Here is a 25,293-nt window from a genome sequence, read left to right as displayed (position 1 = left end):
TAGTAGTTACAAGTTTTTTATTTTTTCGGGTCTGCAAATAATTTACTTACAGATTCATTGTCAAAAATCTTTCTTATAGCCGATGCGAATATTGGAGCTACACTTTCTACTTTTATTTTGTCTATTTTTTTGCTTTCATCTAGAGGTATAGTATCAAGTACTACTACTTCTTTGATACAGGATTTTTCAAGTCTATCTATGGCAGGTCCTGAAAGTACAGGATGAGTGCAGCAAGCATACACTTCTTTTGCTCCAAATTTCATAAGAGCTTCCGCCCCATTTGTCAGAGTCCCTGCTGTATCTATCATATCATCTATTATGATTACATTTTTTCCTTCTATATCTCCTATGATGTTCATAACCTCTGATACATTTGCCTTTGGTCTTCTTTTATCTATGATAGCAAGAGGAGCATTTAATATTTCTGCAAATGATCTTGCTCTAGTAACACTTCCAAGGTCAGGAGAAACTACTACAAGGTCTTCTATATTTTTTTTCTTGAAGTATTGGGCAAGTATTGGTACTCCTAAAAGATGGTCAAGAGGAATATCAAAATATCCTTGAATCTGAGCTGCATGAAGGTCCATTGTAAGAACTCTATCAGCACCTGCTGCAGTTATAAGATTTGCAACCAATTTAGCAGTGATTGGATCTCTTGCCTTAGCTTTTCTGTCTTGTCTTGCATACCCATAGTATGGAATTACAGCTGTAATCCTTCCTGCGGATGCTCTTTTGAAAGCATCTATCATTATAAGAAGTTCCATTATATTTCCATTTACAGGAGATGATGTAGGCTGGATTATAAAAGCATCTACCCCTCTTACTGTTTCGCTTATATTTACAGATATCTCACCGTCACTAAATCTCCCTACTTCAGCAGAACCTATAGGAACTCCTAGCTCTTTAGCTATATCTTGCGCTAATTCTTTATGAGCATTGCCTGAAAAAATTTTAATCTCACTGCCACTAGTATTCATTATTATACCCTCCTAATTTTATTTGCTAAGAATACCTTTTTTACTTGTCCATCCTTCTTTTATTACTTCTCTTGCTCTTGCTACACACAGTGAATCCTTTGGAATATCAATTGTGACAGTAGAGCCTGTAGCTATATAAGCTTTTTCTTCTATAATTACAGGAGCTACGACGTTACAGTTAGAGCCAATAAATGCATTGTCCTTAACTGTACTTCTATGTTTGTTTTTTCCATCATAATTTACAAACACTACTCCGCAGCCTATGTTTACATTTTGACCTACATCTGCATCTCCAATATATGAAAGATGGGATGCTTTTGAACCATTTCCAATTACAGCATTTTTCACTTCCACAAAGTCCCCTATTTTTACATTCTTTCCAATAATGCTCTTTGGTCTTAAGTAGGCATAAGGGCCGATTGTAGAGTTCTCTCCAACAACGCTTTCTGTTATAGTAGAGCTCTTTATTACTACATTATCTTCTATTTTAGAGTTTTCTATTGTAGTATTTTCTCTTATAGTTACGTCTTCACCTATTATAGTTTTTCCTATTATTCTAACATTAGGATAAATAATTGTATCTCTTCCTATAACAGCCTCTTTATCTATATATGTATTCTCTGGATCTATTAATGTTACACCATTTTCCATATGAAAAGTGTTTATATTCTTTTTCATTTCCATCTCTGCCTGGGCAAGCTGTACTCTGCTATTTACTCCAAGTATCTCATTTTCATTTGCTATAAAAATCCCTATTTTCTTATTTTCTTTTTTAATATGCTCAAGCACATCTGTGAGATAATATTCATTTTGGGCATTATCTGAGCTTAGCTTTTGAAGATTTTCCTTTAGGGATTTTCCATCTATTATATACATTCCTGCATTTATTTCTCTAATTTTAAGTTCTTCCTCATCAGCATCCTTTTGCTCTTTGATTCTTAAAAATTCCCCTTCAGTATCTCTTAGGATTCTGCCATAGCCTTTAGGATTTTCTATAATCGAGCTCATGACAACAGCACTATATCCCTCGGCCTTTAGCTTAGCCATAGCACATAGTGTCTCTTTTTTAATTAGTGGTGTGTCCCCACATAGTATCAAGACAGGTTCTTCATCTTTAATATGGGATACAGCCATCATTACGGCATGACCTGTTCCAAGCTGCTCTTTTTGAATCACGGTGTCAGCACTGTCCTTTAGATGGTCTTTTAAAGCTTCTGCCATATGACCTATTACAACTACAGGTTTACTATCACTAAGGTCTTTGCATTCCTCAATAACGTGATCAAGCATGGCTTTACCCATTACCTTGTGCAAAACCTTTGGATGTTTGGATTTCATCCTAGTTCCCTGTCCTGCAGCAAGGATTACTACCTTCAAGTTCATGACATACCCTCACTTTATATTATTTTTTTATAGCTATATTCGTCTTTTACATGTAATATGATAGCACTTTTTATAAGAAAAGTATAGAAAGATAAAATAATAATATGCAAAAAAACGAACCTTATGCTTATGAAAAATCTTCCTTAAGCAAGGCTCGCCTGTTAATCTTTATTGATTGAAAAGGTTTTATACTTCTTCTGGTATATAATCTGTGTCTTCTTCTACTTCCATTCTTACTTTCGCTTCTTCATAAGCTCTTAAGATGTCATCTTGAAGGGATTTTCTCATTTCAGAGTTTATCGGATGGGCTATATCTCTAAATTCACCTTCTCCTACTTTTCTGCTTGGCATAGCTATGAAAAGTCCGCTCTGCCCTTCTATAATTTTGATATCATGGACAACAAAAGCATTGTCGAAGGTAACAGAAACTATCCCCCTCATTTTTCCTTCCTCAGAGAGTTTTCTTACCCTAACATCTGTAATTTCCATGTGGATCCACTCCTTTTAGCTTTGATATTTTAGTCTTAATAGTCTTAGTTCTACTAAAATCTGAAAATTCCTGCTAATTAATTACAAATTTTCAGAAATTTTCTCAAGGAAGCTCATGCTAGGTCTTACTATATTTTCTCCATTGCCTTCTTCTATCTCAAGTAAAGAGATATAATTATCTATCATTTTTTCTTTAGGTTTTACTGTTGATATCAGTACTCCAGTTGCAACAACTTCCGCTCTAAACTCCTTCATGAGGTCGTGCATTCCCTTTATGGTTCCTCCACCTCTCATGAAATCATCTATAAGTATGACTTTTGAGCCTTCTTTTATATTTCTCCTTGGAAGACTCATGCTCTGCACTGCTCCACTTGTCCCAGAAACATATGTGATTCCAAGGGATGAGCCTTCAGATATTTTCGAGTTTTTCCTTATAATTAAAAGAGGTATATTCATAGCCTTCGCGGTCATAAGAGCCATAGGTATACCTTTTGTCTCTATAGTTACTAGATAGTCAACCTTGGAATAATCTATAATTGATGCAAATATTTTTCCAATAGTGGCTACTATATCTGGGTCATAAATAACGTCAATAAGGTAAAGAAAACCGCCTGGAAGCATTCTCTCCTTATCCTCTATTTTTTTGCTTATTCCTTCAAGAAATTCCATAGAGTCAGCTTTTGATAAAAAAGGGATATATCTTACTCCTCCAGATGCTCCCGGAATAGTGATTACTTTTCCAAGGTTAAGCTTCTCAAATACTCCTTTTACAAGCATTATATCTTCACTTAGAGTGGATTTTGCCGTATTGAATTTTTCGGTGAAATGACTAAGAGTGAAAGTTTTGTTGGGATGTTCAGAAAGAATTTTTACTATAGCCCCTATTCGTTCGTTTCTTTTTAGCTTCATATAGTTATCTCCCCATATTCTTATATTGTTTATCTATTTTTTTCTTGATATTGACGTACATTTATAGATAAATATATCATTTTTGTTAGCTTTTTAAAAGTAGGTACACGAAATTTCCTGGGAATTTTTATATAATTTATGCTATAATTATAATTTAGTCGAGAGCAGTATATTAAGGGGTGTAAATATATGCATATTCATTTTATCGGAATAGGCGGAATTAGCATGAGCGGTCTAGCCCAAATTTGTATTAATCTTGGGTATCAGGTTACCGGCTCAGACTCTGCCGAAAACAGTTCTATAAAAAAGCTAGAGGAGCTTGGTGCAAAGATTCATCTAGGACATAATGCAGATAATATAGATCAGAGCATAAATCTTGTGGTTTATACAGCCGCAGTAAAAAAAGATAACGAAGAGCTTCAAAGAGCTTTAGAACTTGGTATTAATATAATGGACAGAGCAACCTTCCTTGGTGAGGTAATGAGTAAATATGAAAATTCAATAGCCATCTCAGGTACCCACGGAAAGACTACAACAACGTCTATGTCTTCTGTAATATTTAAAGTCTCAAACAATGACCCTACAATATTAGTTGGAGGAAACCTCAAGGATATAGATGGAAATGTACGCATTGGAGATTCTGAGTATTTTATTACAGAGGCTTGTGAGTATGTTGACAGCTTTTTAAAATTCTATCCCAAAATTGCTGTAATACTCAATATAGAAGAGGATCATCTTGATTATTTTAAAGATATCGCTCAAATAGAGGCTTCTTTTAGAAGCTTTGCAAATCAGGTCAAGCCAGATGGATATGTAATCGCAAATGGTGATGATCAAAATGTAAGAAACGCACTACATAATTTGGATAAGGATATTATTTATTTCGGTCAATCAAATGAAAACAATGGAATTATAGAAGATATAATATATGATGGCTTTGGATTGCCAAGCTTTACACTTAGTCTAAACGGCAAGATTTTAGGGAGGTTTTCTCTAAAGGTTCCAGGAGAACATAATATCTATAATGCCTGTGCTTCTATACTTGCATCCTATGTATCAGGCATTGACTTGAGTCATATAAAAGAAGGTATAGAGCTTTATAGTGGAGTAGGCAGAAGATTTGAACTCAAAGGTGAAATAAATGGAATAAAGATATATGATGACTACGCTCATCATCCAACTGAGCTAAAGGCAACACTAAAGGCAGCAAGCAGATTGCAAAAGAGTTTACTCTATACGGTTTTTCAACCACACACATATTCAAGAACTAAAGAGCTTATGGATAAGTTTGCAGAATCTTTTTTCGAATCAGATGTTGTTATTATTTCTGATATTTATGCTTCAAGAGAAAAAGACAACCTCGGAGTTCATTCAAGAGATCTTGTAGCAGAAATAAAAAAACACGGCAAAGATGCAATTTATATCGGAGATCTAAACGAAGTGTCTTCATATCTAGCAACAGTACTTAAAGAAAATGATATTATTTTCACTGTGGGGGCTGGGGATGTCTATACAGTTGGGGACTACCTACTTGAGCTTTTAAGCTCAAATATAGAAAATGCAGCAGTTTAAAAAAGGATCAAAGGGTTTATCCCTTTAATCCTTTTTTTATTTCAAATATTTCGTTTGAAAGTCTGGCAAATTCATAGATATCTAGAGTTTCTCCCCGTCTTTGAGGGTCTATATCTGATTTTTCAAGGGCATATTTCATTTGATCTTTTTCTCCCAATGTTCCAAATGATGAAAGGGCATTAAGAAGAGTCTTCCTTCTTTTTGAAAAACTGGCTTTTACAACTTCAAAAAACAAATGCTCATCTTTGAGCTGCACATCTCTTTTTTCCTTTACAGTAAGCTTGATGACAGATGAATCCACAGAAGGCTCAGGTATAAAAGCTCCCTTTGGCGCCTTGGCAACTATCTCAGTACTGCAGTAATACTGGACAGCTACTGACAAGGTTCCATAGTCTTTTGTGGATGGCTTTGCATTTATCCTATCAGCCACTTCTTTTTGAATCATTACAACCATGATGCTCATAGGTATATACTCTTCCAAAAACCTCATTATTATAGGAGTCGTTATATAGTAAGGAAGATTTGCCACAACCTTTACAGGTTCTCCATCTGCATATTCATCTACTATGCTTTTTATGTCTGCTTTTAATATATCCTCATTGATTATAGTAACATTGTCCCTCTCTGATAGAGTATCTTTGAGTATGGGAATGAGCATCTTGTCTATTTCTATAGAAACCACTTTTTTTGCCCTTAAAGACAGTTCCTTAGTTAAAGTACCAATCCCCGGACCAATCTCTATTACCACATCATCCTTTGTGATGTCTCCTGCGTCTACAATTTTTTCTAAAACTCCCTCATCTATAAGAAAGTTTTGACCAAGGGATTTTGTAAATCTAAATCCATACTTGCTAACAATATCTTTTGTGACTTTATGGGATGCTAACCTATCCATAAATCTCCTCCAATTCAGAAATTACCTTTTCAAATTCTTTTCGCGTGATTCCATAATTATTTAATCTTCTTAAGAATTGCTTTGCATTACAATATCCAATGCCAAGCCTCTCTCCTAAAAATGCCCTTTTATAACTGGAGCTATCTGAACCCGACAAACCATATTTAATCATATCATTTTTTGTAAACTCCGTCCTCTTCACTACCTCTTCAAATCTAGCCATTTGTAGAGCCTTTATAACAGCTTCTTTTGAAGCATTTTCAACTCCTATATCTCCATCTTTCATTCCATCTTCTAGGGGAATAAAAGCATGCTTGCAATTATCCACCATAGCCGCTATTTTGCTTCTTATTCTTTCTCCTGCATAATCAGGGTCAGTAAGTATTATAATTCCTCTTTCATTATTTGCTTTTATTATTCTTTCTCTTACCCCTTTTGGAAAGCCGTATCCATTTGTTGCTATGACTTCTGCATCTACAGCTCTTTTTACAGCTGATATATCATCCTTACCTTCAACAACTATTACTTCTTTTATCATAAATCCACCACTTTTCAGCCACATCTAATCATCTATTAAATGTAAATATAAATTAAATTTTTAATCATCGGTTTTCTTATAAAAAAATTCAACTCTATTATAATATCATGCAAATATAAAAAAGTCTCCTTTTAAAACAATAACCATTAGAGGAATTACTGTGATATTTTCCAAATATTAGGGTATAAAATAAACAAATCTAGGAAAGGGTGTGAGTTTATGCCCAGTATTTTAGCTTTTTTTAATGATAATAAGAATGCACATGATTGTCTATTGGAAGTGAGAAAAAACCTTCCTCATGATTCAAGAGCCTATACTGTGGCTCAACACGAATACCATCAACCTGAGCATCAAATTAAGAACATGTCTAGAGAACACAAATCCAAAATAAGTACGAAGGCAGGAGTAGTCCTTGGTGGTATTATTGGTATCTTGTTTGCAGTAATTGTAGAAATTAATCTATTTGCGTCAATAGGGACATTTGCAGCAATGCTCCTTATCATAATCGCAAGTGCTGCATCAGGAGGGCTTATAGGTCTTTTTGTTCTTTCAGCTTTAGACAAGGTCTCTTCCAAAGACCTTTCATTTAAAGAAGAAAGGGGAGAACTTATATTAATAGTAGAGAACCCTCTTGATTCCAAGGAACAAATCGTACAGATAATAGATAAGTATTCTCCTGAAAAATTAAAAGTCTATTAATTAAAGATAATTCTATTAGTTATCATTAAAAATTTTGTGGAGGTGAGAGTATGACATCAGATACCCCCTTATGGGCGAGGGAGATAAAATCAAAAAATGAAATACCAAAAAAATTCATAGGCCACATAGACCCATATGTACTTTCAATGGAAAATCTTCCTCTTATGATTCATATGCCTCAGCATCCCAACGAGGAAAATATAGCTCTTGATAAAATAATCTATTCTTATTCAGATAATATCTACCTTTTAAAGGAACTGGATAACGGAAAAATAGAATCCTTTACTTTAAATACAAAGGATATTTTTTCAGTAGAGCATGGTAAGATACTTCTTTATTCTTGGCTAAGACTAAAGACGCCAGATGAATTTTCCGATGGGCTTTTTATGGATTTCAATACTGTAATGGAGCCTCTTTTTAAAAATCTTATTGATGTGGTGAGGCTTTCAAATAAATCTAATCATCATGTTGAATTAAACTACTCTGAAGCTTATGATATCAAAAAACTTGACTATAAGTTTCAAAATTATATCAATGACGTTTTAGATGAAGGCTTCATCATTCGTTATCTATTATTTCAAAACCCATTTATATCCTCTAAAGAAAATAAAGAGATGACATATAATCATATTACATTTTTAACAGATGATGAGCTTATAAATATAAAAGAAGAGCCTGACAAAACAAATCCTTCTAAGCTCTGCGTCATTTGGAACTTTGTCTCTTTATCAAATATAGATAAGATTGACATAAAGGATTATGCTGACAATGACTATGTTTCTTTAGAAATCACTTCTTCAAATGTAAAGCACAGCCTTGGTTTATTTGAAGAAAAGAACAAGGAGCATCTTTATCATCTAATTAGTACTGTTAGAGACTTAAAAAACTAGAGTTTTTATTAAAAAATCTCCACAAAAGCCCTTTATATAAGCTTTTGTGGAGATTTTTATTTTTTTTGATTTTTGATTTGTATTACAGCTTTATACTAAAAAATTCAAGCCCATTTTTCATTGTGATTTCCATTGCCTGCTGAGGGTCTATGTTCTTTAGCTTGGCTAGCTCTAGTGCTACATATCTAACCTTTGAAGGGTCATTTCGCTTTCCTCTAAAAGGCTCTGGAGTAAGATATGGAGTATCCGTCTCTATCAGAATCTTTTCAAAGGGAATGCTTCTCGCAATCTCTTTTAGCTTATGACTGTTTTTAAAAGTAAGTGGACCTGCAAAGGATATATAACAGCCCATCTCTATATAAAGCTCAGCCATTTCTAAGCTCTGACCATAGCAGTGAAGTAGACATCCTATATCATCTTTTTTATATTTTTTTATTATGTCATAGGTATCCTGTGATGCATCTCTACTATGAATCACTATTGGAAGTCCCAGTCTATTTGCAATCTCTATCTGTCTAATAAAAACTTGTTTTTGGATTTCTCTTGGAGAATTATCATAATAATAATCAAGGCCTATCTCTCCTATTGCAACTACCTTGTCAGCCTTTGCCATCTCCTCAATCTTTTCAAAGTCTTCTTCTTTCAAATCCTTTGCATCATGGGGATGTACTCCCACAGTTGCATATATAAAATCATATCTTGCTGCAAGGTCTATTGCTCTTTTGGAAGAGTCAATGTCTGCTCCTGGATTTACAATCAGAGATATTCCCTCATTATGAATCTTTTCTATTAGCTCATCTCTGTCACTGTCAAATCTAGAATCATCTAGATGAGCGTGGGTATCAAAAAGCAATTATCTCACCTCTACTCCATCTTCTATATCCTGTGCGGAAATAAGAACAAGCTTTGAATCATCCTCTGTAGCAGCCGAAAGTATCATTCCTTGGGATTCTATTCCTCTTAGCTTTACAGGCTTTAAATTTGTAACTACTACAACATTTCTGCCTATCAGCTCTGCTGGGTCATAAAACTTAGCTATACCTGACACTATTTGCCTTACTTCATCTTTAAGCTTTATCTTAAATACAAGAAGCTTGTCTGCTTTTGGATGCTTTTCTGCCTCTAAAACCTTTCCAACCTTTAGCTCTACCTTTGCGAAATCATCTATTGTTATTTCTTCTTTGCCTTTTTTCTCTTCTTTGATTTCCTCTTTCGGAAGCTCATTAACTTCTTCTTTTTTCTTTCCAAACATTTCTTCCATTACGCCTAGCTCCTTATCTATGTCAAGTCTTGGGAAAAGTATCTCTCCCTTATTGATTTTTGTACCCTCTTTTATAAGTCCAAACGCCTTGCTACTTTCATAAGTCCTTATATCCTCAGATACTCCAAGTTGATTAAATATCTTATCAGCAGTGATATGAAGGATAGGACTAATCATTACAGTTGCAATTCTTAATGATTCTGCTAGATTATAAAGAACTGTATCAAGTTCATCCTTTTTAGACTCATCTTTAGCAAGTGCCCAAGGCATAGTCTCATCTACATATTTATTGCTTCTTCTTATTAGCTTCCATACCTCTTCAAGGGCTTCATTAAACTGAAGTCTATCCATAGCACTGTCTACCTTTGCTGACATACTTTCCGCTATAGATTTTAGTTCATCATGGAAACCGCCACTTGTTTTAGGTGAAGGTATTATACAGTCGTTATATTTTTCTATCATGGATATCGTTCTTGAAAGAAGATTTCCAAGGTCATTTGCAAGGTCTGAGTTTATCCTTGTAAGGAAGTTTCTGTTTGTATAGTTTCCATCTTGCCCAAATGTAAATTCTCTAAGAAGGAAGTACTTTAAAGAATCTATCCCATATCTTTCTATTATAGGCTCTGGATATACTATATTTCCCTTTGATTTACTCATTTTGTCTTCTGAAAATAAAATCCAGCCATGGCCATATACTTTTTCAGGAAGAGGAAGGTCTAGAGCCATTAAAAGTGCAGGCCAAATTATAGTGTGAAACCTTACAATTTCCTTTCCAACTATTTGTACATTTGAAGGCCAGTATCTATCCATTAATGAAGAGTCTTCACCTTCGTATCCAAGAGCTGTAATATAGTTACAAAGTGCATCTATCCATACATAGATTACATGTTTTTCATCAAAAGGAACCTTTATTCCCCAGTCAAAGGTAGTCCTTGACACTGAAAGGTCTTCAAGTCCTGCATTTATAAAGTTGTTTAGCATTTCATTTTTACGAGACTCTGGGAAACAAAAATCAGGATTTGCATTATAGTAATCTACTAGTCTTTGCTGATATTTAGAAAGCTTAAAGAAATATGAGCTTTCCTTCTTTTTCTGAACATCTCTCTTACAGTCCGGACACTTATGGTCATCTCCTACCTGAGTATCTGTCCATAGACTTTCGCAAGGAACGCAGTACCATCCCTCATATTCTCCAAGGTATATATCTCCCTGGTCATAAAGCTTTTGGAATATATTTTGTACAGCCTTTTCATGTCTTTTTTCTGTAGTTCTTATAAAATCATCATAAGATATTTCCATAGTCTGCCAAAGTTTTTTGATATCTCCTACTATGTCATCTAGATAATCTATAGGAGCCATGCCCTTTTCATCTGCTGTTTTTTGTATTTTTTCTCCATGCTCATCTGTACCAGTAAGAAATCTTACATCATGTCCTGTAAATCTCTTATATCTAGCTATGGCATCCGCTGCTACTGTAGTATAGGTATGTCCTATATGAAGTCTTCCGCTTGGGTAATAAATTGGTGTGGTTACATAAAAAGTTTTTTTAGACAAGGCTATCCCTCCAAGTATTCAAATGCATTGATTTATACGTTTTATCATACAATACAGGCAAATTAATGTCAATCAAAGGCATATGCTCAATTAGTTAAAGAAAAAACAATGTTTTTATATATTGTTTTTATGTTAAATACTGATAGAATTAAAGTATCGTTTGAGATTAAATACTTTAAAATAAAAGGGCGTGTTTTTTGGATGAATAATTTGACTATGCTGACAGACCTCTATCAGCTGACAATGATGAATGGATATTATAAGTCAGGTATTTCTGAAGATACTCTTGTTTTTGATGTTTTTTTCAGAAAAAATCCTAGCAGCGGTGGCTACACCATAGCCTGTGGTATAGAGCAAGTTATAGACTATATTGAATCCATAGGTTTTTCAGAAGAAGACATAAGCTATCTAAGGAGTCTTAATCTCTTTGGAGATGATTTCCTTAAGTATCTTGAAGGCTTTAAGTTTACTGGAGAGATTTATGCAGTAAAAGAAGGAACTATAATGTTTCCAAACGAGCCTATACTAAGGGTAAAAGCTAAGGCTATCGAAGCTCAGCTTGTAGAGACTACTATCCTTAATATAATAAATTTCCAGTCTCTTATAGCCACAAAGGCATCTAGGGTATGTATGTCGGCGGCTGGAGATCCAGTCATGGAGTTTGGACTTAGAAGGGCTCAAGGGCCAGATGCAGGACTTTATGGATCAAGAGCAGCAGTAATAGGAGGTTGCATTGGTACCTCAAACGTCCTTGCCGGAAAGATGTTTGATATCCCTGTACTAGGAACCCATGCACATAGCTGGGTACAAAAATTCCCTACAGAAATAGAGGCCTTTAGAGCATATGCAAAATCATATCCTGAAAAGACTATGCTCCTTGTAGATACCTACAATACTCTAAAAAGCGGTATCCCAAATGCTATCACAGTTTTTGATGAGCTAAGGGAAGAAGGCTACGAAGGTAAAGGCATCAGAATCGACTCAGGAGACCTTGAATATATGTCTAAGGAAGCAAGAAAGATGCTAGATGATGCTGGATATCCAAATGTTAAAATCACAGCCTCAAATGACCTTGACGAATATGCTATTGCAAACCTAAAAAGCCAGGGAGCTAAGATAGATGTATGGGGTGTTGGAACTAAGCTCATCACTTCAAGTGACTGGCCATCCCTTGGTGGAGTATACAAGCTTGCAGCAGCTGAGGAAAATGGTGAAATAGTTCCTAAAATAAAGCTATCTGAAGATCCTCAAAAGATAAATAACCCAGGATACAAAAAACTAGTAAGAATATACAATAAATCGACAGGCAAAGCAGAGGCTGATTTACTGCTTCTTGATGAAGAAATAATCAATGAGGATAAGCCCCTTAAAATATTTCACCCTACCTATACTTGGAAAACAAAGGTTTTTCATAATTATTATATCAAAGAACTCCTTGAGCCTTTATTTGTAGATGGAAATCTTCAAAGAGAGAGAAGAAGCGTTACTGAGATAAAATCCCATGTAGAAGAAGAAAAAGATTCCTTCTGGCCTCAGTATCTAAGAATATCCTCTCCTGAAAGATATAAGGTGGATTTATCTGAAAAGCTCTGGAAATTAAAAACAACATTAATTGAAAAGAAAAAAGCTCCTGCTTTAGACTAAAAAAATACTCAGCTCGAAAGTCTAGCACTTTCCATAGCTGAGTATTTTTTTATGCATTTTGCTTTTTTATAAACTCCAAAATCTTTTCTTTTTTCATAGCTAGTCTTCCCATATATATCTCTTTTTTTATGGTATCATAGAGATCCTCTACATCTTCTTTTTTAGTAATTGTCTTAAGCTCTTCATAAGATAATACACTCTCAAAATCCAAAATTGGAAGACATCTTGTTACATAATTGTTTGCTATATATTCAATGTATACCTTGAAATTTCCCATCTCTTCTTCTGGGTCCAAAAGCTTTCTAGTTGATACTATGTCAGCATAACCTATAAGAAGAATATCAAGAGTCTCTCGTTTTGTTTGGGAAAACATATTATATAAGGTATCTCCCGACACGTCATTGTTTTTGTATATTACAAGGGGAAACATATGAAGCTTTGAATAATCAGCTAATATTTTCGTCTCTCTTTGGGATAAACCTAGTCTTTCTCCCATTTTTTCAAGTATCTCGGCACCTACTATTTCATGTCCTCTAAATCTAGTCCTTCCAGTTTCATCAATAAACTTGGCTGCCGGTTTTCCAACATCATGAAAAAACGCTCCTAGCTTTAAAAGAGATAGCCTCTTAATTCCAGAATCCATAATTTCAGACATATGCTCTTCGTAAGCCTTTTTTATATGCCTTTCAAAAAAACCTTCTGTGTTGATTACCTTTTCCGCAATCTTGAGAGTATAGACTGAGTGGGTAAAGGAGTCTACAACATGATATTTACACTCCCCTACTGATTTCATTGGCTCTATCTCAGGAAATATATACTTTAGCATACCTATATGTCTATCCATAAGGTTTATATAATAAGCGCTCTCCTTTTGATCTAGGATCCTAAAGAGTTCTTTTCTGTATTCCTCACCTTTTATACCCTCAAGCACCTCTACATTTTCCTTCATAAACAATTCTGTAATAGGGTCAATATCCAGTTTGTGCTCGGCCATCAGTCTGATTCCTCGAAGATATCCTATAGGCTTTGCTATTAGGTTCTCCTGCCTCACTAGCCTTAATATCCTGCTCTTTATGTCTTCAAGCCCTTCATAAGGGTCTATAATATGACTTTCATTGAAATCTATATAATCCTCCACAGTCATCGCCACTGCATCAACAGAATATATCATTCTTCCAAGTTGGGCTTCGATGTCATCTTCCTCCATAAGGGTAAATATAAAGGATATTTCTTCATCTTTAGAAACCTCGTAGCTTCCATCTTCTTTTTTTGAAATCTCTGGGCTTTCACTAGCCTTAGAAAACGCCTGGGCTATTATAAAAGGATCTGCCACTGACATTATCCTGATTCTTTTTACAGGGTTAGAAAATAGATGCTCCCTTATTCCTGAGCCTACAACATACAGGTTACTCCCTGAGATTTTTTCTATTTCCCGTAGTATTTCCATTGGCTTTACTAGCTTAATCACAAAATCGCCTCCATAAGATTTTTAAATGGGATAAATTTTCTGTAAAATTTTGTTATTGTTGACATTTTATTACAGTGCTGATACTATTTAATATGGTTGTTCTATAAAAAGGTACTTATATCTAAAAACTAAACCAGGAGGGTAACATTGAAATCAACAGGAGTAGTAAGAAAAGTAGATGAACTTGGAAGAATTGTAATACCAATAGAGATAAGGAGAATTCAAAATATATCTGTGAAAGATCCTCTAGAGATATTTGTAGAAGGAGATTCCATTGTATTAAAGAAATATGAAACCTCATGTGTCTTTTGTTCAAGCCAAGATGAAATAAAAGAGTTTGAAAATAAAAATGTATGCGGCGTTTGTCTTCAAAAGCTAAATAAGCTTTAAAAATACCAATACATATTATACAACCCTAGATATCTCTAGGGCTTTTTAATGCCAAAGAATAAACCTGGTTCTTTCCCAAATTATATTTTTTGGCTATCTCTTTTGATGCATCTTTTGTTGATAATCCTTCTTCCATAAGCTCATAAAGCTCTTTAATCAGTACTTCTTCCTTTATCTGCTCATCTTCCTCTTTCTTAGCTGCCCCTTCGAGTATGATAATCATCTCACCTAGTATATTTAAGCTGTCTATGTTTTCAAGCATATCCTTTATGTCCATCCTGATATACTCTTCATGAATTTTCGTAAGCTCTCTAGCCAGTACGATTTTTCTATTTCCTAATATCTTATATATATCCTTTAATGTATTTTTTATTCTATGGGGAGACTCATATATGATTAAGGTCTCTGTTTTATTTTTTAAATCTTCAAGCTCCTTAACCCTGTTTTTTGAAGTCCTATCCAAAAAACCTATAAAGGTAAATCTTGAAGTACTAAGACCCGAATTTACAAGGGCAACTATAAAAGCCGAAGGTCCTGGAAGGGTTATTACTTCCACTTCTTCCTCAATAGCCTTTCTAATCAATATCTCTCCTGGGTCTGATATTCCAGGCATTCCAGCATCAGATACAAGGGCTACGGTTTTTCCTTCTTTGACCATAGATATTATACTTTCAGATTTTCCGTCCTCATTATGCTCACGAAGGCTTATTAGAGGCTTTTTTATCTCAAGATGGTTCATGAGCTTTATTGTCCTTCTAGTATCCTCAGCTGCAACTACATCGACTTCTTTTAGGATTCTTATAGTTCTTAGGGTTATATCTTCAAGGTTTCCTATAGGGGTTGGACAAATATAAAGCTTAGACAATGCACTCACCTAATTTCTTTATGGAATAAGTTCTCGTAATTTCATCATCATATGTACCATCTTCTTTATATACATAAAGTGGGTCAAGTATCTTAAGCTCAGGTTTTGCAGCCTTTACAAATTTTACAAGTACTAGATTCGGAGCTTTGGAAGGCTTCGGATGGACAAATCTAAGCATCTTTGGCTCCATCTTGTATTTTCTGCCAAGTGTGAGTATATCACAAAGCCTTGTAGGCCTATGAACCATAAAAAAGCTTCCATTATGCATAAGGAGTCTTGAGGCTATACTTATTACATCTTCGAGATTGCAGTGTATCTCATGTCTTGATATTTTCTTTTTTTCATTTTCATTTGTAAGACCCTGTCCGTGCATGTAAGGGGGATTTGAAGTTACAAAATTAAGAGAGTTTGGCTCTATATGTTCAAGAGCCTCCTTTAAGTTTATGTTGAGGATTTCTATCTTTTCTTCCATAGAGTTTAGCTCTACAGACCTCTTTGCCATATCTGCAACTTCTTTTTGTATCTCAATAGCTTTAATGCTTGATATTTCGCTTTTTCCTGCCACAAGTATAGGAATAATACCTGTTCCCGTCCCAAGGTCCGCTCCTATATGTCCTTTTTTCACTGTTACAAAGTTTGAAAGCAAGACAGCATCTATACCAAAGCAAAACCCATCCTTTTGCTGTATTATCTTTAAATCATTTACTTGAAGATCATCTATTCTTTCATTTTCCTTAAGCATCTACTTCTGCTACTCAAAATATGGACAAATCTACCCATATCGAGATTTTTCCCTGTTCAACGTGTCTGATTTTGTGATTGTAAACAATACACTACTCTCATTTAATATGACACTCCGAGGGCGTAAATTCCCCAAATAGCCTTGGGTACATACTTACAGTAACGTGATTATGCTATCTTGTAAGTTTTCGCTTCTCTAAGATTAATACTCGCCTGTATATCTCTATCAATAATCAAACCACACTCATTACAAATATAAACTCTATCCGAAAGTTTTAAGTCTTTCTTGATATTCCCACAACATGAACAGAGTTTTGAAGATGAATACCATCTATCCACTACTCTAAGTTCAATATTATTTTGTCTACATTTGTCAGTAAGTTTTACTCTGAACTCATAAAACTTTTGTTGTGCAACTGCTTTTGATAAGTGCCGATTTTTCATCATGCCTTTTACATTTAAGTCCTCAATAGTAATCGAACTTGGTTTTTGTTCGACTATTTCAGCGACACATTTGTTAATGTAATCAGTGCGAATATTAGCCAATCTTTGATGAAGTCTTTGTACTTTAACTACTTGTTTATGGATATTTTGTCTAGTAGCTTCTCCTTTTTTAGTTTTATTTTGTTCTTTTAGACATTCATATTTCCTTGAAAGTCTACGTTGCTCACGCTTTAACTTCTTTTCTAATTTCTTAACTCTTAAAGTCTTATTAATATTTTTCTTAGCTATTTGATTGCTCATAATTGCAAAATCTTTCAGCCCTAAATCAATGCCTAGTGGCTCTGACTTGGGTTTGTTATTCTGTGTTTCATTCACTTCGCAAACAATTGATACATAGTATCTCCCTGCCTGCTCTGTAACTGTTCCATTAATAACTTTTGCATGGGTTTTTATATAACCAAACTCTTTAAGTCGTACCCATTTAAGCGTTGGAATATTGACACGATGACGTTCTATTTTCCAATCCGTCTTATTGTTCTTTGGGAAATATAATCCCACTTTAGATTTACCTTTTTTCTTAAATTTAGGGAATTGTGCTTCGCCTTTAAAGAATTTCTTGAATGATACTTCTGCGTTACAAATAGCTTTCTTTCTAGCCTTGCTACCACAATCATTAATCCACTTATATTCTTCTAAGATTTTAACTTCATTATTAATATACTTATCAAAATCATTAGCTGACATAAAGGCTTTTTTCTTAGCTAGCTTACCATCTTTGAAGTCTTGATAAAGAGATTGATTTTTAGCAAGATAAGTATTATAAAGCCATCTACAAATACCTAAAGACTGATTAATTTTCTGTATCTGTTGCTTTGTTGGCTTTAATTCAACTTTGTATGCTCTTTGCAATATCTTCATCCTCCTCTATTTTCTTCTTGTATTTCCTTAATCCATAGATGCGACAACTGAAAACATGAAGAATTGATATAATGTCTTGAACAAGTTCTTCTTGTGGCGATAAAAACTCATTGTTTACAATTAATTTGTGGAAATCCTAGTGTATGTAACAATTTCGGGTATATTTAATCACACTTAAACACATTTGTAATTTTTTTATTAACTAAGTCGCACTCCTTAAACATAACTCAATATTAATTATTCTATTTTTACGATTAAAAAGGAGCTTACGCCCCTTTTAATTAGTCTTCTAATTTTTTTAGCTCTTTTTCAAGTGCCTTTAACTCTGTATCTTGAGATCTTTTTGGCTTTTTAAGCACCTTAATCTCATGAGTCTTGTATTTTCTTATGTCTACAGTATCTTTATTGTCCATAAGGACCTTTACTTCTTCCATAAGTACATTTGTATCAATTACCTTACCCACTCCATCTGGAGTCTGTATTATACTAGATACTTCAGGCATATCCTCAATCACAGCCTCATAGGTCTCGTGCTCATATTTCAGGCAGCAAAATAACCTTCCACATACTCCTGATATTTTTGTAGGGTTTAATGAAAGTCCCTGATCTTTAGCCATCTTTATGGATACAGGTTGGAACTCTCCAAGCCAAGTAGAGCAACATAAAGGCTTGCCGCAGCATCCTAGTCCTCCTATAGATTTTGCTTCATCCCTAACCCCTATTTGTCTAAGCTCTATTCTTGTTCTAAATACAGCTGCAAGATCTTTTACAAGGTCTCTAAAGTCAACTCTTCCCTCTGCTGTAAAGTAAAATATAAGCTTGTTTCTATCAAATGTATACTCAGCATCCACAAGAAACATATCCAGATTGTGTTCTTTTACTTTTTCTTCGCAAAGCTTGTATGCTTCATGGGCAAGTATTTTATTTTCTGCGCTTTGGGATATATCTTCCTCAGTTGCAATCCTTAAAATAGGCTTTAGAGGAGATACTATCTCATCATCTTTAACTTCTTTTTCTAAAACCACTGCCATCCCAAATTCCATACCTCTTGCTGTCTCTACTATAACCTTTTCGTCTTGATTTATCTTAAGATCCATAGGATCGAAGTAATATATCTTGCCTGCTTTTTTGAACCTAACTCCTACCACCTTTATCACTTTATTACCTCCAATATATTTAAAACCATGGCTTCGCATGTCAAATTATAATTGCATCTACTGCTTATTTTTTTTCTTGTATCTTCTATTATATCAAGAATGGACAAAAGCTGAAAGTGGGTAAAAGAAGAAGCCATCTCTTCAGTAAAGTCTTTATCTGATATTCTATATGAAAGGTAGTCGCTTTTTTCTTTTGTAACAAGAATATCCCTTGTATAATCAAGGAGCATATCAAACACAAGCTCAATATCATCCTTCGCTTCTTTTAGGTGATCCATATAACCTATAGCGCCTAAGGTGTCATTTTCTTTTAGTACTCTGTAAAAATCTTCTATTTTAGAGAGGTATTTTGTCTCTTGCCTTAGTTCCTCTTCACTATGAAAATAATATTTTTCACACCTTGATTTTATAGTCTCTAGTAAAGGCATGCTGTTTTCGCAAAGAAGTATGAAATATACATTGGGAGGGGGCTCTTCAAGGGTCTTTAAAAAAGCATTTTGCATAGGAATGCTCAGTTTCATTGCATCCTCTATAACATACACCTTAGAGCCTCTATAGGACTTTTTTATGCAATCTTGATTTATTTTTCTTATAGTCTCGATTTTCATTTCATCTTTTGTTATGAAACTATAATCCATTTCATTTTCTAGATTTTCTCCCCCGATTAGAATCCTGCTTAGTTCCATAGCAAGACTTAGCTTTTGGGAATCCTTTGAACCTTCAAAGATTAGGGCGTGGCTTAGATGTCCGGATTTTGCTCCTGAGATTAACATCTCTGTCACTGAGTTGTATTGATTTTTAGTTTCCAAGCTTATCCCCATCCCCATTGTCATTTATTAAGCTGATTGCAGAATCATATATGAAGTCACTTATTTCTCTAATTGTCTTTACCTTGTCATTTTCTATGCATTCGACTCTTTCCCACCCATACTTCTTTGCTATATATACGCCATTGTCATAGGTGGTCTCAAGGTATTTCCTGTTGCTTTCATGTATATCCTTTTCCTTTTCACCTGTTATTTTATTTTTCCTGTTAAATGTGAGCTTTTGAGTAAACTCTACTGGCATGTCCAAGAAAAAAACCTTATCCGGTACAGGAAGTCCATAAAGGTTGAACTCAAAATCCCAAAGCCAATCCAAAAAATCGTCTTTTTCCTTTTTTGTTGAAAACTTGGATGCTTGATGGACCATATTTGATGTTGTGTATCTGTCTGATATTATAATGCCACCGTCTTTATAAAACTCCTCCCAGTCCTTTTTGTAAGAAGCATAGCGATCAACTGTAAAAAATGTTGATGCAATATATGGACTTACATCTGAGGGGTCCTTTCCAAAGTCTCCCCTCAGATACATCTTTACAAGAGCAGAAGCCTCACTTTTATAATTCGGAAACTCCACCTTTCTCACCTTTGTATTGTCTTTTATAAGTCTATTATAAAGATATTCAGATTGTGTAGCTTTACCGCTTCCATCTGAACCTGATTCTATTATTATAAGCTTTCCTTTCATATATTACTCCTTCATAAATAAATGATTTATTGTATCTAATCATTATAACACTTTACTGTTTAGACTTTAATACTTTAATTTGAAGGAGCATATGATATTTGAAGATATCCATCTTCAAACCTTGCAGAGCTAATCTCTTTAGAGCGAGCCTCTATAGGAATTGGAAACCTTCTTACTTCGTTTTTAATCCCTAAAATAAGCTCCCCTTCAGTTTGATTAAGCTCTAGTTCTTTTTTTTCTGCAAAAGGAAGATAGATATATATTATAAAGCTATCTTCTACCTTTTCATATCTATATATCTCCTGAGAAAACAGTACATTCTCTGGATTATCCTTTTTAAATATCTCAGCTCCCACCGTGCATAGGGTTTTTACCGTTCTTAGCTCAGTATTTTGAAGATTTACATAAAACTTTGGTACTTCCGAAAAACTTTCGTTAATCTCATTTAGCCCTTCTTTTTGCATTTTAATCCACTTATTGAAATACCCCTGCATAGCTTCATCTGGATATATTTTGTTAACGATTATTGCATCTACGTTATAGTTATAAAGATACATACAGGTAAAGTTTCTCTTCGACTCTAGAATCACAATTTTTTCAGGAGTTGTAACTATTCTGATGCTTAATATCTCTTTGTTTTGCATAAGGTCTTGCAGAGCCTGCATTCTTTCCATCACATACTCTATATCATCAAATACACCGTCTTTTGGCATAGGCATCTTCGTGATTTTTTCAAAGGCAGGGCCAGCTACTTTCACGCTCTTTCTTTTCATAGGAAGTACCCTTGAAACAAGATCTGATAGCCTCTGTGGATACTTGAGTAGAGATAAAGTCTCACCAGTTGGTGCACAGTCTACAATAAGAACATCATATTTTCCTTCTTCATAAATATCAAGAATTTTAAAAAGGGAAAATAGCTCTTCAAAACCAGGAAATATAAGTAGCTCCTCTACCTCTATACCACCCTCACCTCTTATAGTTAAAATCTCTTTAATATAATCCTTGAGATTTCCCCAACTTTTTTCACCTTCATATATAGCATCTACCTCCATTGCATCTAGGTTGTCCATCACCTTTGTTTTTTCTCTTTGAATTTTCATATCAAAAGCATCAGAAAGACTGTGAGCCTGATCCGTGCTTATGATCATGACTTTTTTTCCACTCTTTGCAATCTTGCAGGCCGTAGCTGCTGCCATGCTGGTTTTTCCAACTCCGCCTTTTCCTGTATATAATATGATTCTCATAATACCCTCCTAATTAATATCCACTTTTTTCACCTTTGAATTTTTTTACTTTTTAAAATAAACCTCAAGCTTATGCTCTTCAAGCTTTGCCCTTATCACCTCGTAGCTTCTAAGTATGTTTGGAAGGGGAATATTCCTTTTGAAATTTTCTATTTTTATTACAATATCTGTATTTGACTGAAACAAATCAATATCAGCCTTGCTTTTAAAAGGTACCTTAATAGAAAGTCTATACTCATCGCCTATTTTTTCGAAGCTTTCCCTTTCTTCCCCTTTTTTCAAATCAAATATATCTTTATTTTTTAATGAGTCATTGCATATTTTTTCAATGGCCTCTCTTCCTCTCAGTTCTTCTCCATACCAAGGTATATTATATATTTCTAAAGCCACAAAGCTTTCTTTTAATTCACTTATATATTTGCTCTGGATTTTCTTCCAGTTTGTAAAAAAAGGATTCTCTATATCCTTAGGTAGTATACGATTGATGTAAAGAGCATCAACATTAAAATCATAGAGATTCATATACATATAGTTTCTTTTAGTTTCTTCTACAACCATTTTTTCTGGTATAGTAACTAGCCTGATGCTTGTTGTATCTCTGTTTTTTAATAGCTCTTGAAGCTCATTTAATTTTAAATAAAGCTTTTCTATATCATTCATACCAGCTTTGCTTGGAAGCTCTACTTTAAATACATGCTTGGAAACTGGGGAAAGCAAACGAGCAGCTACCTTTCCAATAGGGAACATTTTTTCCATATACCAAGAAAGAAGCTCTGGCATCTTAAGAAGTGACAAAGTCTCTCCAGTTGGTGCGCAGTCTACTATTATCCTTTCATAAAATCCCTCATTATACAGCTGAGAAATCTTGAGAAGGGAAAATAACTCCTCTATTCCCGGTATTATTCCAAAATCCTTCATACTATGTCCATCCCCTTGTGGAATTAGCTTATCTATGCTTTTTAAAAGGTCAGCAAAATCATTTTCCATAACATAATTCGGATCTATCTCATATACATCTAGGTTTTCCATTATTTTAACTGGCTCTTTAGAGGCCTCAAATTCCAAAATATCTCCAAGATTGTGAGCCATATCTGTACTGATTAAAATAGTCCTGCTTCCTTCTTTTGCACTCTTGATTGCATGAGCTGTAGCCACGCTACTTTTCCCAACTCCACCTTTGCCTGTGAAAATATATATCTTTGCCAATTAAAACACCGCCTTTTCATTCATGTTTCGAATAGTTCGCATCTCGAAGTATTTGTGTTAATAGAAGAGCCTTTAAAGGCTCTATTAATCAATATTTATTTTCTTTATTGCCTTTTTGTTTTTATCTTTAAGACTTTCCTGCTTTAAGACTTCTACTGCTCTTTGCAACATATCTAAAAATGCTTCTATCTCTTCTTTTGTGAATGCTTTCATCAAACTTGAGGAATACCTCATTGCCTCTTTAATTATTGAATTTATTTGCTCAGTTCCTTTACTATCTAGCCGTATAGTTACAACTCTTTTGTCCTCAATACTTCTTTGTCTTAGCACTAGATTTCTTTTTTCCATCCTGCTTATGATTCCAGTTGCAGTATTAAGGGGCACATTTACGTAATCTGCAATCTGAGTCATGTTTACTTCCTTGTATCTATAAAGAAGCCAGAGTATAAATAGCTCATTTTTAGTGCAGTCTAAAAGCAGATTTTCCCAAATCTTTGGAGAGAGCATTAGTCTTATATCATCCATATAATTTCCGATTGCTTTTTCTATATCATATTCTTTAGTCATACTTATCACCAACTATTTCTGTATTAGAATTAATTTAATTCTATACCCGAAGTATTTTTTTGTCAAGAGAATTTTTTAATACTAAAAAACCCCACACACATAATGTTTGTGGGGTCTTGATTTTTATTAATATTATCTCTTTGAGAACTGTGGCGCTCTTCTTGCAGCCTTAAGTCCATATTTCTTTCTTTCCTTCATTCTAGAATCTCTAGTAAGGAATCCAGCAGCCTTAAGTGTAGGTCTTAACTCAATATCTGCTTTAAGAAGTGCTCTTGATATTCCGTGACGGATAGCTCCAGCTTGACCTGTGAACCCTCCACCTTGAACTTTGATTATAACATCATATCTTCCAAGAGTTTCTGTTATTGTAAGAGGTCTTACTACCTCTCTTTTTTGAACTTCGTAACCGAAGTACTCATCTAGAGTTCTTCCGTTTACTACTATGTTTCCTTCACCAGGAATTAATCTAACTCTAGCTACAGAGCTTTTTCTTCTACCTGTTCCAAAGTATTGTACTTTTGCCATGAAAAAATCCTCCCTTCTCTAAACCTTATATGTCTAAAGTCTCAACATTTTGAGCTGTATGAGTATGCTCAGGTCCTGCAAATATTCTAAGTCTCTTCATCATAGGAGCTCTTAGCTTATTTTTTGGAAGCATTCCTCTTACAGAAAGCTTGATGATTTCTTCAGGCTTTTCTTGTTGGAGCTTTCTAAAGTTTGTTTCTTTCATGTTACCAATGTATCCTGTATGATGTCTATACATTTTGTCATCTGTCTTGTTCCCTGTAACTACAACTTTGTCAGCGTTTACAACTATTACAAAGTCTCCTCCATCAACGTGTGGAGTGAACGTTACTTTATGCTTTCCTCTAAGTACTCTTGCTATTTCTGTAGAAATTCTACCTAGTGTTTTTCCTTCTGCATCTACTATATACCATTTTCTGGTAACTTCTGAAGGTTTAGATATATACGACTTCATTCTTTTTCCTCCTCGACAGATTATAATTATCATCTGAAACAAAGTTTTTCTTTGAAAAATAAATGAAAACTTTGTTGAAATACATAACGGAAATTATGACCTGTCCATAATTTAATAGGAATATAATTTCCTATGTATTATAAAAAATACGGCTGTATAATTAAAGTCCGGGGCTAATGGACAACTTATCTACACATACCGTTATATTCTAAACTAAAACCACCTATATGTCAATAAATTCATCAAAGTTTTTTGTATTTAAATAATTAACTTTTTTTAGAAAAAGTCCTTGAGGTGGAGCGGTAGGACCAGCCATATCTCTATTTTTTGATGCTATAATCTCATCTATAGGGACTTTAATCCTTCCTCTTCCAATTTCTACAAGGGTTCCTGCTATTATTCTAACCATATTATACAAAAATGCATTTCCTGTAATTTCCATTTCAATTATCTTATCTTTTTTACTTATTTTTATATCGTGTATTCTTCTTGTGGTTGTTTTTATGCTACTGTTTGTGCTGGAAAATCCTATAAAATCATGCTCTCCCAGCAGTTTCTTGCTCTCCTGAATCATTTTATCCATATCAAGCTCATCTTTGACATGATATGAGTAATTGCGCTCTACAGGGCTTTTTGTCTCGCTGTTATATATTCTATATATATAGGTCTTCCCTCTTGCACTATACCTAGAGTGAAAATCCATATCTACTTCTTTGCTTAGCTTTATTGCAATGTCTTCGGGAAGGATTGCGTTTAGTGCTTTTGATATATTTTGTGGTGGGATTCTTCCATTAAAGTGAAAATTTGCTACATGACCAAAGGCATGCACCTTTGCATCTGTCCTTCCAGAAGCCATGAGGTTCACTTCTTCATTGCTGATTATTTTGATTGCTTTTTCTATTTCTCCTTGAACTGTGGTTTTTTTAGGCTGTCTCTGCCATCCAAAGTAATTTGTTCCATCATATTCTATTACTAGCATTATATTTTTCATTTT

26 protein-coding genes and 1 pseudogene are annotated in these 25,293 nt (G+C 34.3%); 5 read left to right on the top strand and 22 right to left on the bottom strand.

Annotated features, from left to right (window positions below; all coding sequences use genetic code 11):
- Positions 1 to 17: 17 nt before the first annotated feature.
- From J2Z35_RS09320 to purR, 4 genes are all read right to left on the bottom strand, one after another.
- Complete coding sequence (locus tag J2Z35_RS09320; protein ID WP_209661132.1) at positions 18 to 977, bottom strand: ribose-phosphate diphosphokinase; 960 nt, start codon at positions 975 to 977, stop codon at positions 18 to 20.
- A gap of 18 nt (positions 978 to 995) precedes the next feature.
- Positions 996 to 2,360 carry a bifunctional UDP-N-acetylglucosamine diphosphorylase/glucosamine-1-phosphate N-acetyltransferase GlmU gene (glmU, locus tag J2Z35_RS09315; RefSeq protein WP_209661131.1) on the bottom strand — a complete coding sequence of 455 codons (1,365 nt, stop codon included), beginning with the start codon at positions 2,358 to 2,360 and terminating at the stop codon, positions 996 to 998.
- Between the two features lie 186 nt (positions 2,361 to 2,546).
- On the bottom strand, positions 2,547 to 2,849 hold the full coding sequence (gene spoVG / locus J2Z35_RS09310) for a septation regulator SpoVG (protein ID WP_209661130.1): 303 nt from the start codon (positions 2,847 to 2,849) through the stop codon (positions 2,547 to 2,549).
- A gap of 81 nt (positions 2,850 to 2,930) precedes the next feature.
- Positions 2,931 to 3,758 (bottom strand): pur operon repressor, encoded by an 828-nt coding sequence (purR, locus tag J2Z35_RS09305; protein ID WP_209661129.1) that lies wholly within the window; start codon positions 3,756 to 3,758, stop codon positions 2,931 to 2,933.
- A 189-nt stretch (positions 3,759 to 3,947) separates the two neighbouring features.
- On the opposite strand from purR, the gene murC reads away from it, so the two are divergent.
- The gene (murC, locus tag J2Z35_RS09300) at positions 3,948 to 5,330 is read left to right on the top strand and encodes a UDP-N-acetylmuramate--L-alanine ligase (RefSeq protein WP_209661128.1); all 1,383 of its coding nucleotides are present in this window, start codon (positions 3,948 to 3,950) and stop codon (positions 5,328 to 5,330) included.
- Between the two features lie 16 nt (positions 5,331 to 5,346).
- Here the strand turns inward: murC and rsmA are convergent, their stop codons facing one another.
- Both rsmA and rnmV read right to left on the bottom strand, forming a co-directional pair.
- Positions 5,347 to 6,225 carry a 16S rRNA (adenine(1518)-N(6)/adenine(1519)-N(6))-dimethyltransferase RsmA gene (rsmA, locus tag J2Z35_RS09295; protein ID WP_209661127.1) on the bottom strand — a complete coding sequence of 293 codons (879 nt, stop codon included), beginning with the start codon at positions 6,223 to 6,225 and terminating at the stop codon, positions 5,347 to 5,349.
- Positions 6,218 to 6,763, bottom strand: coding sequence for a ribonuclease M5 (gene rnmV, locus J2Z35_RS09290; RefSeq protein WP_209661137.1), 546 nt, complete (start codon positions 6,761 to 6,763; stop codon positions 6,218 to 6,220). Before rnmV ends, rsmA begins: the two co-directional genes overlap by 8 nt.
- Before the next feature lie 219 nt (positions 6,764 to 6,982).
- Between rnmV and J2Z35_RS09285 the strand changes: the two genes are divergently transcribed.
- Both J2Z35_RS09285 and J2Z35_RS09280 read left to right on the top strand, forming a co-directional pair.
- Entirely contained in the window at positions 6,983 to 7,462 is a 480-nt protein-coding gene (locus J2Z35_RS09285; RefSeq protein WP_209661126.1) for a hypothetical protein, read from the top strand.
- Positions 7,463 to 7,512: 50 nt separating this feature from the next.
- Positions 7,513 to 8,352, top strand: a complete 840-nt coding sequence (locus J2Z35_RS09280) for a hypothetical protein (RefSeq protein ID WP_209661125.1) — start codon at positions 7,513 to 7,515, stop codon at positions 8,350 to 8,352.
- Positions 8,353 to 8,434: 82 nt separating this feature from the next.
- Here the strand turns inward: J2Z35_RS09280 and J2Z35_RS09275 are convergent, their stop codons facing one another.
- Together J2Z35_RS09275 and metG are read right to left on the bottom strand one after the other, a co-directional pair.
- Positions 8,435 to 9,205: a TatD family hydrolase gene (locus J2Z35_RS09275; protein WP_209661124.1), complete on the bottom strand. Its 771-nt coding sequence runs from the start codon at positions 9,203 to 9,205 to the stop codon at positions 8,435 to 8,437.
- Positions 9,206 to 11,167, bottom strand: a complete 1,962-nt coding sequence (gene metG / locus J2Z35_RS09270; RefSeq protein WP_209661123.1) for a methionine--tRNA ligase — start codon at positions 11,165 to 11,167, stop codon at positions 9,206 to 9,208.
- Between the two features lie 201 nt (positions 11,168 to 11,368).
- Here metG and J2Z35_RS09265 point away from each other — a divergent pair, with 201 nt between their 5' ends.
- Entirely contained in the window at positions 11,369 to 12,811 is a 1,443-nt protein-coding gene (locus tag J2Z35_RS09265) for a nicotinate phosphoribosyltransferase (RefSeq protein ID WP_209661122.1), read from the top strand.
- Positions 12,812 to 12,860: 49 nt separating this feature from the next.
- Here J2Z35_RS09265 and J2Z35_RS14685 read toward each other — a convergent pair whose 3' ends face one another.
- Positions 12,861 to 14,279 carry an HD domain-containing protein gene (locus J2Z35_RS14685; RefSeq protein ID WP_209661121.1) on the bottom strand — a complete coding sequence of 473 codons (1,419 nt, stop codon included), beginning with the start codon at positions 14,277 to 14,279 and terminating at the stop codon, positions 12,861 to 12,863.
- Between the two features lie 147 nt (positions 14,280 to 14,426).
- On the opposite strand from J2Z35_RS14685, the gene J2Z35_RS09255 reads away from it, so the two are divergent.
- Entirely contained in the window at positions 14,427 to 14,669 is a 243-nt protein-coding gene (locus J2Z35_RS09255) for an AbrB/MazE/SpoVT family DNA-binding domain-containing protein (RefSeq protein ID WP_209661120.1), read from the top strand.
- A 25-nt stretch (positions 14,670 to 14,694) separates the two neighbouring features.
- Here the strand turns inward: J2Z35_RS09255 and rsmI are convergent, their stop codons facing one another.
- The 13 genes and pseudogenes from rsmI to truA all read right to left on the bottom strand — a co-directional run bounded on the left by rsmI (position 14,695) and on the right by truA (position 25,290).
- The gene (gene rsmI, locus J2Z35_RS09250; RefSeq protein ID WP_209661119.1) at positions 14,695 to 15,543 is read right to left on the bottom strand and encodes a 16S rRNA (cytidine(1402)-2'-O)-methyltransferase; all 849 of its coding nucleotides are present in this window, start codon (positions 15,541 to 15,543) and stop codon (positions 14,695 to 14,697) included.
- On the bottom strand, positions 15,527 to 16,276 hold the full coding sequence (locus J2Z35_RS09245; RefSeq protein WP_209661118.1) for a tRNA1(Val) (adenine(37)-N6)-methyltransferase: 750 nt from the start codon (positions 16,274 to 16,276) through the stop codon (positions 15,527 to 15,529). The genes rsmI and J2Z35_RS09245 overlap by 17 nt, the downstream gene beginning before the upstream one ends.
- A 167-nt stretch (positions 16,277 to 16,443) precedes the next feature.
- Complete coding sequence (locus tag J2Z35_RS09240) at positions 16,444 to 17,637, bottom strand: RNA-guided endonuclease InsQ/TnpB family protein (protein ID WP_334300525.1); 1,194 nt, start codon at positions 17,635 to 17,637, stop codon at positions 16,444 to 16,446.
- Positions 17,606 to 17,761: pseudogene (locus J2Z35_RS09235) on the bottom strand (IS607 family transposase); the annotation flags it as partial. The gene J2Z35_RS09240 and the pseudogene J2Z35_RS09235, both read right to left, overlap by 32 nt.
- Positions 17,762 to 17,918: 157 nt before the next feature.
- Complete coding sequence (locus tag J2Z35_RS09230; protein ID WP_209661116.1) at positions 17,919 to 18,794, bottom strand: PSP1 domain-containing protein; 876 nt, start codon at positions 18,792 to 18,794, stop codon at positions 17,919 to 17,921.
- Complete coding sequence (locus J2Z35_RS09225; protein WP_209661115.1) at positions 18,791 to 19,603, bottom strand: DNA polymerase III subunit delta'; 813 nt, start codon at positions 19,601 to 19,603, stop codon at positions 18,791 to 18,793. The genes J2Z35_RS09230 and J2Z35_RS09225 overlap by 4 nt, the downstream gene beginning before the upstream one ends.
- Complete coding sequence (locus J2Z35_RS09220) at positions 19,593 to 20,303, bottom strand: dTMP kinase (protein WP_209661114.1); 711 nt, start codon at positions 20,301 to 20,303, stop codon at positions 19,593 to 19,595. Before J2Z35_RS09220 ends, J2Z35_RS09225 begins: the two co-directional genes overlap by 11 nt.
- Positions 20,304 to 20,377: 74 nt before the next feature.
- Entirely contained in the window at positions 20,378 to 21,547 is a 1,170-nt protein-coding gene (locus J2Z35_RS09215; RefSeq protein ID WP_209661113.1) for an ArsA family ATPase, read from the bottom strand.
- A gap of 45 nt (positions 21,548 to 21,592) precedes the next feature.
- Complete coding sequence (locus J2Z35_RS09210; RefSeq protein ID WP_209661112.1) at positions 21,593 to 22,753, bottom strand: ArsA family ATPase; 1,161 nt, start codon at positions 22,751 to 22,753, stop codon at positions 21,593 to 21,595.
- 84 nt (positions 22,754 to 22,837) lie between these two features.
- Positions 22,838 to 23,320 carry a MarR family winged helix-turn-helix transcriptional regulator gene (locus J2Z35_RS09205; RefSeq protein ID WP_209661111.1) on the bottom strand — a complete coding sequence of 161 codons (483 nt, stop codon included), beginning with the start codon at positions 23,318 to 23,320 and terminating at the stop codon, positions 22,838 to 22,840.
- 132 nt (positions 23,321 to 23,452) lie between these two features.
- Positions 23,453 to 23,845: a 30S ribosomal protein S9 gene (rpsI, locus tag J2Z35_RS09200; RefSeq protein WP_209661110.1), complete on the bottom strand. Its 393-nt coding sequence runs from the start codon at positions 23,843 to 23,845 to the stop codon at positions 23,453 to 23,455.
- 25 nt (positions 23,846 to 23,870) lie between these two features.
- The gene (gene rplM / locus J2Z35_RS09195) at positions 23,871 to 24,299 is read right to left on the bottom strand and encodes a 50S ribosomal protein L13 (protein WP_209661109.1); all 429 of its coding nucleotides are present in this window, start codon (positions 24,297 to 24,299) and stop codon (positions 23,871 to 23,873) included.
- A 223-nt stretch (positions 24,300 to 24,522) separates the two neighbouring features.
- The gene (truA, locus tag J2Z35_RS09190) at positions 24,523 to 25,290 is read right to left on the bottom strand and encodes a tRNA pseudouridine(38-40) synthase TruA (RefSeq protein WP_209661108.1); all 768 of its coding nucleotides are present in this window, start codon (positions 25,288 to 25,290) and stop codon (positions 24,523 to 24,525) included.
- Between the last annotated feature and the right edge of the window lie 3 nt (positions 25,291 to 25,293).

It is taken from the genome of Acetoanaerobium pronyense (assembly GCF_017874355.1).
In the GTDB taxonomy this organism is placed as follows: Bacteria; Bacillota; Clostridia; order Peptostreptococcales; family Filifactoraceae; genus Acetoanaerobium; species Acetoanaerobium pronyense.
This window is presented reverse-complemented; position numbering and strand designations above follow the sequence as displayed.